The organism is Enterococcus columbae DSM 7374 = ATCC 51263, assembly GCF_000406925.1.
Lineage (GTDB): Bacteria > Bacillota > Bacilli > Lactobacillales > Enterococcaceae > Enterococcus_E > Enterococcus_E columbae.
Map to the genome: position 1 here is coordinate 737,578 of NZ_KE136347.1, position 16,231 is coordinate 753,808.

Genomic DNA, 16,231 nt, shown 5'->3' on the forward strand with positions numbered 1-16,231 from the left:
TTTTACTTTGTTAAATGATACATAGTAAATCTTCAAGTAAAAATTCTTAATTAAAGATTAATAACACGGAAAATATCCTCTGTCTGAAATAAAGTAGGCTCTATCAGCTAATTCAATTAATTTTTTCTTACTAATTATCAGATTTATCGGTTTTTCAGGTAATCTCAAAGTGAAAGTTAAATGCAAAAAATTAAGTCCTTCTAGATTATCATAAGCATAATTTTCTCTACTATTTTGTTTACTCAACCTTAATCGTTTTGCTTTTTCCATAAGTACTTCTCTTGTTAGACCTACTGAAGATAAGTATTTTAGTAATTTCTCTTTACTGAGTAAAATTGCTTCAACTATCGTAAAATCTTTTGACGTTATTTCTGCTAAATCAATTTGAATTTTTTGTCCTGTTTTCCTATCTTTTATACATCTTGCATTTGGCCATATTAGCATATAATATTCTGTTTTTAAACCATCTTTAATTAACCATCCATCTCTAACTTTTCCCTCTTTTATAAAACTAAGTTCAAAGGCAAAAGTATCCAAATTACTATTGGTATAGTATAATGCGGATTTCTCATCAATAATTATTTCTCGACTATCTTCTGTACGAATAATTACATCAATACCTTCATATTGTAATCTTAAATCAGTCTCACGTTCAAAAGTTAAGTAAGGAGCTTGATCTTCACACAGCCTAGAATAATAATTCTCGTCCATAAAAATACCTAATTCTTGTTCTGCACGACTATCTTTATTAAAATTAGATTTTTTGACATCTTTATTATAATCCACCATATGAATCGCTCCATTCGTTTTTTATAGTAAATCTTTTACTTGTTCAAAAACATAGTCATTATTTAGCCAAAAACATTGTTTCGTCATCCAATCATCTGCAAATTCAGTGGGTTTATTTGTCCAAATAGCTGGTGTTGGTAATTGATTGGCATTTTTATCATTAGCTATATAGCTAGATTTACTAGCATGAGGTCTAACATGAATAATTCTCTTATCAGATTTTCCAATAAAATTATTTGTAACTCTCTTACCATCAAAACTCAATTGAACCCCAAATCTAATTGTATCTACTGTTTGTTGCCAAGCCAATCTGACAGTATTTTCTAAATCACTTTCTGGCATAGACCAGAATTTTGCCCCTTTAAAAACAAATTCATCATTTTCTTTTTCCTCAAATACCACAAAGAAAAACTTCGCTGAATCCAACAAGTCTCGTAAAGTTGATTCTTCCCAGTTTTCTTGAACAAGCTGCTTAAAATCAAATGCCGGAAAACTCATACTTTCTTTAATACTATGATTCTTTTGCACTCGAATGGTTTTTACTTGGATATTTGCTTTAAAGAATTCTTCTGTTTTTTCCAAGTCTTTTTGAATACCTAGCATTCTACTTGCTAACATCGCATTGATTGCCTTTGGATACTTGCCTTTCTCATCTTTCTCAATATCAAACTGTCTGGCTAATTCCGACACCGTCTTTCCAACATAGGATTTCAAACTATCAATAATATAATTTTCTAAAGAAGTGTTTTGTAAAATACTAATATCTCTAACAATACTTTCACCCGTATAATAGGGTGCTTGCCACTCAAAAAGTTCTCCCTCCTCGAACGGTTTTACTCGAACATGCGAATCTTCATTGTCACCAAAAATAAACTCACGTAATAAATAAGTCATATATCCACTCTTCAAAGAGTATGCTCTTTGTTTTGCCATAGGTGCATTTAAACTTTCATGTTGTGCACGAACAGACTTACTACTAGCTCCCTTTGTGCATGCGCTTAAATACATAGTAATTCCTTCAGATAATTCATGTGCACGACCAGTCTTTATATATTCATGAATTTTTTCCCAGTCTTGCTTAATGATTAATAAATCTTTTTCTGGATATGTAAACAATACAGATTTTAATAATTCATATTCCTGCCATTTCTTACCTGGAATATACTCATAAAAACCTAACTCCATTAACTGATTCTTTTTCCAAAATGAACTAGTTGAAAAAGTTTTATCGAACTCCTTTTCATAATTGATAATATTTAATACTAAACGCTCTTTAGCTGAAATGCCATTTTTTGTATGTTTGACTGGTGTTGCTTTTAATTCCACACCTGCATCTGATAAATCTGCTCCAGCAATACTATTTTTATCAATCCCAAACCATGATTCCCAAGCATCACCAACTTTAGATTTTTTCCCTGATGCTTTTTCATCCATACTAGCCGCTAATTCCCCCATTGTTTTACCTATAGCTTCACAACCTCTATTGTGGACTTGTTCTTTTGTTTTATATACTAAATTCATAAATAATCATACTCCCATATATTACTATTTTTATTTTATCAACAAATTGTACACCTCGCCACATCTTTCACTTGATCAAAACTCTATTTTCGTGTATAATTTTTTTATCTGAACTAAAAAGAATTGAGGTAAGAAAGTGAATTCACTAAAAATATTTTCCATGTTTGATGGAGTTGGCGGATTTATTGTTGGTTTAAACAATTCAAATAAAGATTTTTTCAAAACAACTTACTCAAACCAATTTGAACCCTCACGTAAATCGCAGGATGCTTTTGAAGTTGGAGTATATCGTTTCCCTGAAATGGAGCATATCAATACTGATGTTGAATTAATTCCTGATGAAAAATTTGATGAAATGAAAAAAAACGGAGTAAATATGATTGTCGGAGGTTTTCCATGCCAAGACTACTCTGTTGCACGTTCTAAGAAAAACGAATTAGGAATTGAAGGAAAAAAAGGTGTCCTGTTTTGGCAAATTATTCGTGCTACAACACATATTAAACCTAAATATCTAGTATTAGAAAATGTGGATCGATTACTAAAATCCCCTTCCAAACAGCGCGGACGTGATTTTGCTATTATGTTATCAGCATTCAATCAATTAGGATACTCAGTAGAGTGGCGTGTGATTGATGCTTCTCAATATGGAAGAGCGCAAAGAAGACGCAGAGTATTTTTCTTTGTTTATCGAAATGACACATCTTTTGCAAAAAAAATAGATAAAAAATTCGAAAATGCTGAATCAAATTTATTCTTTGAAGAACATCAATATGACGAGTATATCTTTAAAGATGGACTCTTCGCACGTCAATTTCCAGTTGAGCAAACACCGAATAAAAATAGAATTGCTTCATATGAATTGGCGACCGATGTAGTTCAAATTTCCGAAACTTTCAGCGGAACTGTTTGGAATACTGGTATTATGCGCCATGGTAGATATTTTACAATCGATACTACACCCACTCAGGATGAAAAACCAATTACATTGGGTGAAATCATACAAAATGAAGAAGAAATTAATGAAAAATATTACTTAAACGACAAAGAAAAACTCGAAAAATTTCAATACTTACGTGGACCTAAAAAACTTGAACGAATTACTGCTGATGGTCATAAATGGACCTACAGTGAAGGTGGAATGTCGCCTTATGATGACTTGTCCTTACCAGCTAGAACAATGTTAACAAGTGAGGGATCAGTGAATCGTTCCACACATTTATTAAAAATAAACGAACGATATCGTCTACTTACGCCAATTGAAGCAGAACGATTGCAAGATTTTCCTGATGACTGGACAAAATACAAAAAAGCAGCAGACGGAACCATCTCTGAAGTCTCTGATCGTATGCGCATGTTTTTTATGGGCAACGCTTTAGTAACTGGTATCGTTAAAAGAATTGGTGATGAATTATATAAAATCGAAAATGAAGATTAAACTATAAGGTGGTTAAACAAAATGGAAAATCCAGAAAAAGCATCCTTCTCAAATTGGCTCGCAAATAAAGGTCTATCCACATCTTCTATACAAAAATATTCTTCTCAAGCAAATAATAGAATTATAGCAGAATTGGGAATTGACTTTTATGAAGTCGAAAATTTGGACTCTTTGCGGAATTTACTGATTGCCGTGAAAGAAATGGAAGCCAATATGCCTAAAAATCCAAACCATATGTATTCTGCTGCAGTTTCCAATTACATCAAATATAAAACCAGACAATATAACCGTCTAGATACGCTTAATGACTATCAATATCTAAATAGATAAAGTACTACCAAAAAACTATGGGCACATACCAAGACTTCTTCATGAACAAAGATGCGATTAGCATAATTGATTTTGGAGAAACTATAACTTTTTGTCATATCAGTCAGGGTCTGATTCAAGGGTCGATTCAATGAAAAAATCGGAGAAAACAATCATTAATTTCTCCGATTTTTGCCTTAAAAAGGGACTTTTTAGCAGCCCTTTAGTCCCTCCGCAATTTTAGATGTAATAGTAAATCCTTTCATTAACCACTCAATTTGTTCATGCATTAAATCCAGAACTTCCGTAGTATTTCATGACCAAGTTAAGCGCCTATTTTTCAAAACGTTTATAAAACACCCAGAATCCTTCACCATCCCAATAAAATGCTTTGAATCGATTGCTTTTTCCACCACAAAAAAGAAAGCCAGATTTTGAAAGTGGATATAAATCAATTGTGACTGAATAAGATAAGCCAGTGAATCGATTCCTTTTCTTAAATCCGTTTGCCACAAACAATGTAGACGGGACCCAGATTACTTAAGTTTAGTCCCATAAGCGAACATCTTTTCTAAAATTTCATTTCGTTGAGTGTCATCAAGTGATGAAAAAAGGCTGAACTCAAGTAACCCCACTTTACAACGAAGCAAGAGCTCATTTTTGGTTCGTTACTTGCAATGTTGCATGCCAGTTTTGGGCATCGCTAGAGGGACAATCGCCTGTTTCATCATATAAAATCCTCCAATCTTCTGTTTGAATACAGTATAATTGGAGAATCATAGAGGCTATACACCATGTTATTGGACGCTTACAGTAGTCTACTATAATATCTGATATGAATGAGCTTTACCTAATCAGAAAAAATTATGAAAAATATGTAGGTAAGGAGGTGGAACAATTACTCACCATTCTCCACTTCAGTTATTATCTAATTAATTCCAATCTGTTCATATAATATGAAGGATAGTTATTCAATATTTTTTTTATCTCTTCTTTGTTCTTTTTTAATGCATTTTTTACTTGTTTTTTATTGTCGCAATTAAAATCTTTTATTACTTCAAAAAGTTTTTGTGAAATAATTCTATCCGCAAACCCAAGTTCATATATGTATGCTGTTGCTTTATTAGGAACACCATACCTTATTCTTTGAATTATTTCGTTCAATTCCCTTTGTATATTTTCTCCACAATCTTTAGTATTTAATATTTCAATAATTGCTTGGATTATAGTTAAAGAGGAATATCCAAAATCTGAATCGCACAGTAATACTATATCTTCCAATGATATACCTCTGCTATTTTTTCCGCGTCTAACTTTTAGTTTTACTTTTGTTGCATATTCCCATATTTTTAAATAACTTGTACCATCAAGCCACATTTTTAACAATTCATAAACATACTCTTTTTCAAAAAGCTTAGGTATAATCTTACAATCTTCAATTTCTTTTAATCTACCACTTATCAACTTTATTAGTATATCAAAATCAGCATTGACAATCTCATATAAATTGTCATCTATAAATTTTGATAGTTTCTGCATCCTCATTATCCCTATCATACTTTTCTTATAAATCAATTTATCACTAACTTCTAGCTGATTAATATTACTTTTTATTAAATCATAGATATTTTTTAATTCCTTTTTTTCATCTTCATTAGCTAAAAAATAACCATAAGTAGACTGAATTATTTCCAAACTATCATCTTCAGCATCTAAAAAATCAAGTATAAAATTTTCTAGAGATACGAGAATATGTTCAATATCATTCATTTTTTCAAAAACTGCAACACCGTACTTTTTTTCTTTCTCTTTAAATTCAAAGATTTTATTTCTTAGATTATTAAAATCTGCATATGAAGAATATCTTAAGGTAATATATTTCTTAATATAGTCCGATGATATATAACGTTTATTATCTAAATCAATATTCCTGACCAATTTTAAAAGGTTACTAGAACATTCTTCAGAGTTGTCTGCATTAAGAAGATGCTTATAATTATTAAATTGATAACCTTTTTTCTCGTTTTTATACACATCTTCTGTCAAGATGATAGTTCCTTCAGTTTCCTTTCCTGCTCTAGCTGTTCTTCCAATTAAATTATGAAAATCTCTAACTTTAATTATATGGTTTGATTGATATATGCTGGATACTATTAAATATTTAATTGGTAAATTTACCCCTTGTGCTAATGTTGAAGTACATACAACGCAACGAACTAATGCTTTCTTTAAGGCATATTCTTCAGCAATTCTTATTCCATTCGGTATACCTGCATGATGTCCAATAATACCATTTAATGCAGCTGTGTATAGCTCATTTCCACCCAAATGTTCCCTTATTAAATTTGCAATTTTGAGACATTCTAATTCATTTGATACTCTATTAAAATTATCAAAAGAAATCCCTCTTTCTTTTAAATCAATAAATCTCAATAGTATTTTATTTACAGTATCTTTCTTGGAACAGAAAATTGCAACACTACCGTTTGTAACTAATTTAATAGAATAATAAATTCCAACATCCTGTTTATTTTTAAAATCGGGAAAATATCTATTTTTTCTCTCTGCACCTTTTTTATTTAATTTTAATATTTGAACGACACGAGGCACATAGAATTCTTCTTCTAAATATTTATCTAAATCTACAAAATAAAGATTACTATATACTGTGTCAGAATTAAAGGAAGTAAACTTATTAAACGCAACTGTTTTCTCTGATGCTTTAATCGCATTATTTCTTATCACAACACCTTCATTATTAATCCAATCATTTAATTGATTGGCATTTGAAATAACTGCTGATATTAATAATTTCTGTGCATTCGGTTTAATATAGTTATTGATAGATGCCAAAAGAAGTTCGTAATCTGTGCCTCTTTTCTCATCATCAAACAAATGTGCTTCATCAAAAATTATCATTCCAATACTTTCAGTTATCTTTTGATTATGTTTTAAAATGTAAGCTAACTTCTCTGGAGTCATAACAAATACTTTTTTGTTAATAGATTCTAATGTAGCCAATTCCATTTCATTAAGTTCAGGGATATCCGAAAATTCTGTTATAGTTATAGAATCATCAAACTCAAAGAACTTTTCCATATCAAACATTATTTCTTTACATAATGCTCTAAACGGTGCAACAATAATTGCAATAGATGTTCTACCTGACAAAAAGGCAGACTGTATAGTAAGGGCAACAGAGGTTGTTTTCCCTGAACTTGTTGGCATTTGAATAACACCAGATTTTCCACTATAAATATTTTCTTCCCCTAACAAAATTTGAGAAGGCCACATTTCTTTTATCATCTTATTATTCTTGAAAGTTTCAAACCAATGTTCTTTATTAATATCCGAATACAAAGGCATTAAATTAATGCAAGAATTGTACACTTTCTTTTTTACTATGGCAAGAATTATATCTACAAATAAAATTTCTCGATAGTTTCCAATCTGATATACAAAATTTCTAAGTTCCTCAAAATTAGGTTCTTCAGGATTTTTACATTCAAAAAATGAATTATGATAATCCACTATTATTCTAGCGTAATCAATATATTTCGCATCAATGTCATTAATATCAAATCTTATATCATCATTCAATAACCACATTATTAGTTTTTCCAATCCTGATGCATAAAAGTTAAAATCTGATTGCTTAGGCATAGTAGTCATCATGACTTTTGAACTACCATTCATATTACAAAAATAATAAGTAACCGATGCCATTAATATATGATATGGATTCATATTTAAATCCATTTTCGATTGAAAATAGGAATCGAAAAATTTCGAAGCAAAATATAATTTATCTTTATTTTCGGATGACAGATTTATTGGTAATTCTTTCATCTTACATATTTCATCAGCAATATCTCCAACTATTCCAATACAAAGTAGTATAAGATCATTAGCCTGTTCTTCAACTTTAATATGAATATCCTTTGGCACACCATATTCATACATTTTTGCTTTTGCTCTGATTTTTTTTAAAAAATACTTGGAAGTATTTTCTATCAACATATGCAAGCCCTCCTATATAAATCTCTTAAAAAGTGCTTTAATTCTTTTGAATGAATTACCAATATATTTGTAGTGCCGATTATTTCATGATGACTATCTATAGCACTCAAAACATCTTGATTTGAATATACATCGCTATCTAATACAGCTACAGCAAAAAAATTTATCACAAATGGATTGTCTGTCTTATTTTGAAATCGTTCTACAACTTTAGCTTCTATGAATTTTGAACGATTAAGCAGCCTCCTCTTTTCTGCGTTTAAAGACTCTCCTATTCTAATTCTATCTTTAACCGAATGATCAATAGCAGTACTAACGGTTTTTTCACATAAATTTTTTCCATTTATACTAGAACGAGTTTTCACTTCTGCAACAATCAATTGATCTGATTTACTTGGTTTACTTATATCCTGTATCTTGTAGCCCATAACATCACTACCAGGAACAGGCATATTGGGATTTATTTTATCTAAATATCTAGTTCTTGTAACATAATAATTTAAAACAAAATTTATGTAATCAAATATTAATATTTCTCCGAATTCTCCTGACATAGTTGCTGCACCTTGAGAAACTGAAGGATTGGGAAATACCATTTTTTTTAAGTATTCTTCTTTTGATAGACCTGTTCCATTAATCAATGAATCTAGCAAATGTTCTTCACAATAATTATTTCTCAAACTAGATGCCCATGTATTTAAACTATCATCATCCAACAATTCATTAGCTAATTTATAGATATTTATTTTATCGCCTTGAGAAGAATAAAGTTCTTTTTCAAAAACGAAATATTTACTGTTGTCAAAAAACATTGTTCTCTCCTTATTGTAATAATTCCATTACTACCGAAATCAAAGAATAACATCGCTTATAAAAATATTTATAATGTAAATCATTTTTTATGTCAATTTTGTTTTTTTCATGATGTCTTATGCGATATGAGTTACCGATATTAGTTAATGCTTTAAATTCATCATTGAATAATTCTCTAATGTTACTATTATTATCGCCTAAACCATCGAGTATTTTATTAAGTGACTCCCTTTTATTCAAGTTTGGATCATAATATGTTTTAATTCTTTCAAAAGCATCCCAAAGTTTTTCAACTGCAAATGAATATTTCCTTTTATTGTATAAATCATTTGCAGTTCTTATCAATTCTTCTACTCCGATTTCATCAATTATAATTTCTGAATCGATAGACAAGAATTTATCCTCGAAGAAATGAATTTCTCCACATGAAAGTTCAACATTAATATTATGCATCTTAAAGATAGTATTAATTTCATTTTCAAATTCTATTGAATTAGATGTATGCCAAGCAAAACTTTCAATAACATCAAAAACAACTACTGGCTTTGTTCCCAATTGAAAATCATTGAATTGTTGTATTTCCACTAGATTGTTATCAACATAATGTTTTGGCACATAAAATTTATTTATATCTTCAAGAACACACTCTGTAGTTAATTTTTCATAATGCCAATTTGTTTCGTCAGTGAAATGAAATACTTCATTATACGAATGCATTATCTTAAAAAGTTGATATCTTGTGGTATTAGGAAGTTTAAAACTTACATTAACTCCTTTGTTTCTTTCAGAGAAAGGAATATAAATATCTGGTTTTTTAGTATATAATCTCCAGTCATAAACATTTCTTCCTGATAACTTACTAGAAACAAATAATTCATATCCATCTTCTTGCAGGAGTTCATTTATTCTTTGTAGGTATAACATCCAATCTTTACTTTCATCTCGAACTTCTGGATGAAAAACTTCACAAAGAAAATTTAATAGAACTTTATCTTTACCACACTGTAATTGGAATCTCTCATCAACAAAAATCCAATCGTCTGAATAATCTCCATTACGAGTATGCATTGCTATTTCTTGCTCGGCATTAGAAAGTCTTAAATCCCTACTTTCCCAAGTATTTAATTTATACAATCTATTAAGAAATTCTACAATTTCTAAGCGGCCATAGTAAGGATAGTATATTGAGTCTTCTATCAACCAACTAGTATTTTTTATTCCATTTTTAAATAAATCAAATATATCTCTTCTGGTAACTCCTGATATATTTTCCATAAGAACCGTCACCTACCGTATCTTATTCTAATCAAATACTAATAAATACATATTCACGATGATATTCCGTATAATTATGTCATTCCCTCTGTTGTGCTAATTGGTGAATGCGGATATAAAAACATGTTACTGGTTCTCGGATGAAATACAGTATTTAGCGTATTGACATACGGAAAGTCATTTTCAAAAAAATTCATTTCTTGCCACTTGACTTCACTCTCTTTTTCTTTCAACCAATACTGGTCAGATAAAGACATGCCATGAGCTTTGAATAGCAGCTCTTTTGTAGATCGAGCGCGCATATTTTTCAATAATTGATGCAAATGCTTCCGTTGAACTGGAATGCTGCGGCTAAATAACCAGTCATTTGTTGCTGCTAACAAGGCAGTTGGTTGGGTAGCAGACAAGCTCGTTAGCTGAATTGGGGCATAGTCGATATTTAGTAGCTCATGGATTTTAGTAATCTGCTGGTTTTGTACCTCAACATCCATGAATGGTTGGTTTTGATTATATAGCAAATAGCGCATCACTCTCACCTCATTTTTCAAATCATTCTTTTATTCTGACATCCAACTTTTTTCAGTTAATTGGAAATATTCCATGTCCTTACCATCAGCTTTAAATGGAGCCTTTTTAGCTAAGACTGGTTTAAAGCCGTTTTGCTGGATATATTCTTGTTTGATCCGATCAGCTTTGTTTACGGCAAGCCAGATGCGACGGCTTTCCAAACGGTCAAAGGCATAGGTAATTAATTTTTCAAAGATTTCTTCGGTATATTGCTTAGCAAAGGCTTCATTTTCAAAGCAAAACTGTAGCCGATACTCGTTTCTCTTTTCCACCCCTACTTTTTCTAATTGTGCATAGCCGATTGCATAAGTGGTTATTCCTTGATTGGCTCTATTTTTTATATGATGCGTCCATTGATTTTCATCAAACGGTAACGAACGCTCAACGAATGGCTGTTTAGAGGTAGGTTGATTCGTGGTGGGATATTTATTTTTTCGGTCTCTCATTCGAATGGCAAAGATATTTTCACCAATCAGCGTGGTTTGAATCAAGTCCAAGCTCGCCCATTGATCGTTCGGACAGCTAAAAGGTGCAGCTTTTTGAAAATAGTCACTTTTCGCCAAACGTTGTAAATCCTCAATGTCTGCTTCAGTCCAGTTATTTACTGTTAATTTAGCATGTGCGGTTTGAACATAGATTCCTTGTGAGCCACAAATGAATTTTCTTTGCTTTATCGCTTGTTTCACAACCATTCGCTCATGATTGAGTGCCTCTTCAATCTTCGCATCGGTGCCCGCTATTTCCTGATACAACTTAAAATACCTGTACTCTGCCGCATGTAAAAGATTGAGGTTAGATAAAAATGATTCTTCTGGCTCTGCAACCATTCGTTGAAATTGAGACAAACGAATGAGCGCGCGCACGTAATATTCACTTTGTTCCTTTTTTTCAATGACTTCTTGATAGAGTTTTTGAGCTTGGCATAAGTCTTGTTTTACCCCTTCTCCATGCCAATAAAGCTCAGCCAATTGAAATTTTGCTTCTGCATCGCCTAATAATGCTGCCTTTAACAGAAAAGGATAGGCTTTTTTTAGCCGATTTTGTCGGTAATAAATAATGCCTAAACGTGCCATCGCATTTTCTCGTCCTTCTTTGGCCGCCACGGTATAATACCTAAGCGCTTTTTGGTCATTAAGCTGTTGATATCGCGGTAAATAATGCAAATCACCAAGATAATCAGCCGCTAAGCTATCTGCATTTTGATAAAGTTGGTCGCGAAAGGCCTTCTCCATAAAAATAAAAATATCTTTAGGACAAAAACGATGTGTATCCGCCCAAAATAATTCTTTAGCTACCTCGAATGGATTGGTGTGATACAAGGTATTGTGCTTATGATCAAGCACCTCATCAATAATTTGATACGTCTTTGGAAAATCACTTTGGCGTACAAAGCAACGAAAAAGCCATTGATAAGCCAATTCATTATCCATGTATTTACGATATCTTAACCTTGGCATCTGGTTAATCTCTTCTGCAGTCATCTCTCTAATATCCATTTTGCTTCCCTGATTTCACTTTTTTCTTTATTTTATCAAGATTATAACGGTTACACAATCTACAATGATTTGACGCTTTAATAAAAATCTTATGTTAAGTTATAGCTTACAACCTATGCCAATCAAGGCCTGTCCTATCAATAAAACCAGTTGGCCTTGCTTTCTGTTGATCCTCTTTTATTCTATATCTTGGTAGTAACATACTTCAGTTACACCATCAAATATATTTTGTTAATCAAGGACTAAACCATTTCTTAGCCAGCATCTATTCTCTGTACTTTCAAAAGTAAGTTTAGTCAGCAATTTCTTTTCTCCCCCTCATTTGTTATACTTAAATCAACAATTCACATAAGAAGGTGTTAGCGATGAGCGCAAATGCACACGAGGCGATTCAACAGGGCAAGCAATTGATTCAGGCTAAGCATTATGCCGAAGCAATTCGCCATTTAAAAGAGAGCATCCCGCAATTTCCAGAACATTATGAGTTAAAGTATCTGTATTTACATGTTATCAATATATATTTGAGTAATTATTTAACTGAGCCAGATATTTTTTATAAAATTTTTGCCAGTCTACCTCATTTCGCCCATTTTGATTCTAAAGAGTTTCGTCATCCACATTTAAAACCTAAAATTAATGAGACCTGTCAATTAATTCTAGAGGTCAAAATCAAAAGGCGGCGTGATTTAGTTAAACAATTGATTACGCCATTTACCCAATGGTTAGATACTGCTGAGTTTTTAAAAATACAACATGCAGAAGAATTAACTCAGCTCTCAGCCATTCGATTATGTTTACGTGAGCTCCTTCATCTTAGTCCATTTCAAGATTGTGGACCATGGATAACGAAACTGGGATTAGATTGGATCGATCCTAGTGATCTCCAATATGCAAGTACCAAAAATTCTAAACAAGTAGTCCCGCTTGTTTGTCATTGTCTAAATAAAACAGTGGCCTATTTAGAGAGTGAAGGCCAAAGATTAAGTTCCTCTAGTGAATGCGCGGAGTCAAGTCAAAGAAAGGAAGAATTAGGACAAGTCTTTTTATCCCTTGAAAACAAACTGTTGACTTATTTACAGCAAAATCCGATTGAGCAATTTGAACATCAGCTTTTAACCGTTCGGCATCATTTATTGTCAATTATTCCTGAACATTTCAGCGCTGAGGACTATCAACAAATAAATGAGCAGCTTTTAGGGCAGTTTAAAGTAGAATTACAGCCTAAAATCATCGAAAAAGTCAACTTGACAAACATTAAGACTTTTCACAAAATACTTACTTGCCTGATACGCGCTCAGGCACACGAATTAGTGATTGGTGGTTATTGTTATCGAATGTTCCATAGTGATGATTTTTATCCACTTAGTTATGCGAACTTGCTTGAGTATGTTAAGGTGTGTTTAGCTTGTCAGCAATATGATTTAGCTAAGTTCGAAATTGAATATACGCTTATCAATGAGCCGCTACCTGATGATGAGAATGAGGCATTATGTAATTATCAAAAAACGCTTAAATCTTGGCAAGGTGCAGACTGGTATGAAGCGACTTCATTACAAGATGTCACACTTAAAAAAATACAAAAAGCGCATGCATTCATTGAATATTTAAAAAACGCTGTTGAAACAAAAAGCAACGAAACCTAATCTTAAAAAAATAAAAATTGAATAAATTTGTTTATATGCAAGGTTATTATTTCACAAAATAAAAAAGATTTGTTTGAGCATACGTTGTTTTGCACAAACAAATCTTTTTTATTATGAAAATCTAGATTGTAGGTTATTGGCAACACGTACCAAAAACAACATTACAGGCACTTCTACCAACACGCCAACTACTGTAGCTAATGTAGCCCCAGAAGACAAACCAAAAAGTGAAATAGCCACAGCAACAGCTAGTTCAAAGAAATTAGAAGCTCCAATCATGCCACAAGGTGCCGCAATACTATAAGGTAATTTAGCTATATACGCTGCCCAAAAAGTAATAGCAAAGACAAATAAAGTCTGTATGATTAAAGGAATGGCAATCAAAAGTATACTTAAAGGTTGTGCTAATAATTTTTCCCCTTGAAATGAAAAAATAATAATTAAAGTTAGTAATAAGCCAACCATTGTGTATTTATCAAATTTTGGAATAAAATTATTTTCTAAATAATCTTTTCCCTTATATTTAACCAAAAAATTTCTAGTAATAACACTAAGTACCAGTGGACAGACAATAAATAGAATAATTGATAAAAATAGCGTTTGCCAAGGAATCGTGATATTCCCCATTTTTAATAAAAAACTGACGATTGGAACATAAGCAAATAAAATAATCAAATCATTTGTAGCCACTTGAATTAATGTATAGGCACTATCTCCTTTAGTCAACTTACTCCATACAAAAACCATTGCTGTACAAGGTGCCGCACCAAGTAATACAGCGCCTGCTAAGTATTCACTAGCTAGATGTTTATTTAAGATTCCGTTATAAATGATAAAGAAAAATAATTTTGCAATGCCATACATTGTCAACGGTTTAATCACCCAATTGACCACCCAAGTGATAAATAAACCTTGTGGATGTTTACGAATATTTTTTATACTACGAAAATCAATTTTTAACATCATTGGATAGATCATTATCCACAACAAGATAGTAGTTGGAATTGAAACTTGGTAAAATTCAAATTGACCTAAAATATTTGGCACAATCGGAAAAAAATATCCAATCCCCACACCTATTGCCATACAAATCAATACCCAAAAAGTCAGATATTGTTCAAATAAAGATAGTGTACGTTTTTTCATAACCAATCAATCCTTCCTTCAATAATACGATCTCGTAAATCCTTAATTTTTTCCTCAATTAAATCAATCGTTTGTTCAAAAGTTTGATCATCCTTTCCTGAAGGATCCTCCAATCCCCAATCTTCACGATATTTACACGGTAAATATGGACAATCAACATTGCATCCCATCGTTATTACTACATCCACTGTTGGAATTGCTGATAGTAATTTAGGATGCTGCGTACTTTCTATATCAATTCCATGAATTACTTTCATCATGCGAACTGCATCAGAATTAATAGAAGATTTTGTCTTTGTACCGGCTGAATAACTCTCAAATACATCAGCAGCAAGTTTTTTCCCTAAAGCTTCTGCAATTTGCGAACGACACGAATTATGAACACAGATAAAGGCAACTTTTATTTTATTCATTTTTTACTCCTTTACATAATACATCAAATATTTTTGATATGTTTATTATTTTTTTAACCACCTATTTTTTAGGTGGCTGATTTACTTTGTAGCAGTAATTGCCAATAGTAGCTCCACCGCAGCCATTCGACCTTCAGTAGAGATTTGATAATACATCCACTTGCCCTCTTGCCTACTTTGAACTAATTGCGACTCTACTAATATTTTCATGTGATAAGATAAGCCTGACTGTGTTAAATCTAACTGTTCTAACAAAACACAGGCACACTGTTCCCCGTTTGTTAATAATTCAATGATTGCTAAGCGTTTAGGATCACAAAGAGCCTTAAATACTTTAGCATTTTGTATATGATTCATTTTGACCACTCATTCTCATATCAAATATTTTTGATATAATTATAACTATATTTAGTCGATTTGTCAAAAAAGCTAAACTTAACTATCAATATAACATAAAAAGAGTACGCCAATCTGATTCCTTCTTTATTCGGCTAACTCTTTTCTAGGTATATCATATTATAGTCGGTGAACTACTCTCCACTTAGCTAAACCTAACGGTTCTTAACGCTTGAAGTGGGAGTTTCTTGGGAATAGAGCATACTTGATAGCTTATTTCTTCACTAACAGCGGTTTCTCTTATTTACCAAGCTATCCCCGTAGTTCCTACGGTTTTTTTGATTGTGCCTAAGCTGAAGTTTGTATTCTTAGACCTTCAATCAATATATTGATACTAGCGTTGATATCACGGTCATGATGAGTATGACAAATAGGGCAAGTCCATTCTCGAATATCGAGCGATTTCTT

General features: G+C 31.9%; 15 protein-coding genes and 1 pseudogene. 3 read left to right on the plus strand and 13 right to left on the minus strand.

What is annotated here, in order from left to right; genetic code table 11:
* Window positions 1-57 precede the first annotated feature (57 nt).
* Window positions 58-789 (minus strand): protein kinase family protein, encoded by a 732-nt coding sequence (locus tag RK02_RS03505; protein WP_016182869.1) that lies wholly within the window; start codon window positions 787-789, stop codon window positions 58-60.
* A 21-nt stretch (window positions 790-810) separates the two neighbouring features.
* The gene (locus RK02_RS03510; RefSeq protein ID WP_016182870.1) at window positions 811-2,310 is read right to left on the minus strand and encodes a MutH/Sau3AI family endonuclease; all 1,500 of its coding nucleotides are present in this window, start codon (window positions 2,308-2,310) and stop codon (window positions 811-813) included.
* 160 nt (window positions 2,311-2,470) lie between these two features.
* Here RK02_RS03510 and dcm point away from each other — a divergent pair, with 160 nt between their 5' ends.
* Both dcm and RK02_RS03520 read left to right on the plus strand, forming a co-directional pair.
* On the plus strand, window positions 2,471-3,745 hold the full coding sequence (gene dcm, locus RK02_RS03515) for a DNA (cytosine-5-)-methyltransferase (RefSeq protein ID WP_018451706.1): 1,275 nt from the start codon (window positions 2,471-2,473) through the stop codon (window positions 3,743-3,745).
* A 21-nt stretch (window positions 3,746-3,766) separates the two neighbouring features.
* The gene (locus RK02_RS03520; protein ID WP_016182872.1) at window positions 3,767-4,075 is read left to right on the plus strand and encodes a hypothetical protein; all 309 of its coding nucleotides are present in this window, start codon (window positions 3,767-3,769) and stop codon (window positions 4,073-4,075) included.
* Window positions 4,076-4,387: 312 nt separating this feature from the next.
* On the opposite strand, the gene tnpB is transcribed toward RK02_RS03520, so the two are convergent.
* The 7 genes and pseudogenes from tnpB to RK02_RS03545 form a co-directional block, all read right to left on the minus strand.
* Complete coding sequence (tnpB, locus tag RK02_RS12460; protein WP_245555651.1) at window positions 4,388-4,567, minus strand: transposase; 180 nt, start codon at window positions 4,565-4,567, stop codon at window positions 4,388-4,390.
* 23 nt (window positions 4,568-4,590) lie between these two features.
* A pseudogene (locus RK02_RS12510) lies at window positions 4,591-4,785 on the minus strand (hypothetical protein).
* Window positions 4,786-4,978: 193 nt separating this feature from the next.
* Window positions 4,979-8,074 (minus strand): DEAD/DEAH box helicase, encoded by a 3,096-nt coding sequence (locus RK02_RS03525; protein ID WP_016182873.1) that lies wholly within the window; start codon window positions 8,072-8,074, stop codon window positions 4,979-4,981.
* Window positions 8,068-8,886, minus strand: coding sequence for a Hachiman antiphage defense system protein HamA (locus RK02_RS03530; RefSeq protein ID WP_016182874.1), 819 nt, complete (start codon window positions 8,884-8,886; stop codon window positions 8,068-8,070). The genes RK02_RS03525 and RK02_RS03530 overlap by 7 nt, the downstream gene beginning before the upstream one ends.
* Window positions 8,887-8,896: 10 nt before the next feature.
* Window positions 8,897-10,162, minus strand: coding sequence for an AbiJ-related protein (locus RK02_RS03535; protein ID WP_016182875.1), 1,266 nt, complete (start codon window positions 10,160-10,162; stop codon window positions 8,897-8,899).
* 74 nt (window positions 10,163-10,236) lie between these two features.
* Window positions 10,237-10,689, minus strand: coding sequence for a hypothetical protein (locus tag RK02_RS03540; RefSeq protein ID WP_016182876.1), 453 nt, complete (start codon window positions 10,687-10,689; stop codon window positions 10,237-10,239).
* A 30-nt stretch (window positions 10,690-10,719) separates the two neighbouring features.
* On the minus strand, window positions 10,720-12,225 hold the full coding sequence (locus RK02_RS03545; protein WP_016182877.1) for a tetratricopeptide repeat protein: 1,506 nt from the start codon (window positions 12,223-12,225) through the stop codon (window positions 10,720-10,722).
* Between the two features lie 365 nt (window positions 12,226-12,590).
* Between RK02_RS03545 and RK02_RS03550 the strand changes: the two genes are divergently transcribed.
* A complete protein-coding gene (locus RK02_RS03550) occupies window positions 12,591-13,868 on the plus strand; it encodes a hypothetical protein (RefSeq protein ID WP_016182878.1) in 1,278 nt (425 codons plus the stop codon).
* 111 nt (window positions 13,869-13,979) lie between these two features.
* Here the strand turns inward: RK02_RS03550 and arsB are convergent, their stop codons facing one another.
* The 4 genes from arsB to RK02_RS12075 form a co-directional block, all read right to left on the minus strand.
* Complete coding sequence (gene arsB, locus RK02_RS03555) at window positions 13,980-15,014, minus strand: ACR3 family arsenite efflux transporter (protein WP_016182879.1); 1,035 nt, start codon at window positions 15,012-15,014, stop codon at window positions 13,980-13,982.
* Entirely contained in the window at window positions 15,011-15,427 is a 417-nt protein-coding gene (locus RK02_RS03560) for an arsenate reductase ArsC (RefSeq protein WP_016182880.1), read from the minus strand. Before RK02_RS03560 ends, arsB begins: the two co-directional genes overlap by 4 nt.
* Before the next feature lie 81 nt (window positions 15,428-15,508).
* The gene (locus tag RK02_RS03565) at window positions 15,509-15,784 is read right to left on the minus strand and encodes an ArsR/SmtB family transcription factor (RefSeq protein ID WP_016182881.1); all 276 of its coding nucleotides are present in this window, start codon (window positions 15,782-15,784) and stop codon (window positions 15,509-15,511) included.
* Window positions 15,785-16,111: 327 nt separating this feature from the next.
* A partial coding sequence (locus RK02_RS12075; protein ID WP_155854990.1) for a zinc ribbon domain-containing protein occupies window positions 16,112-16,231 on the minus strand: 120 nt, incomplete at its 5' end.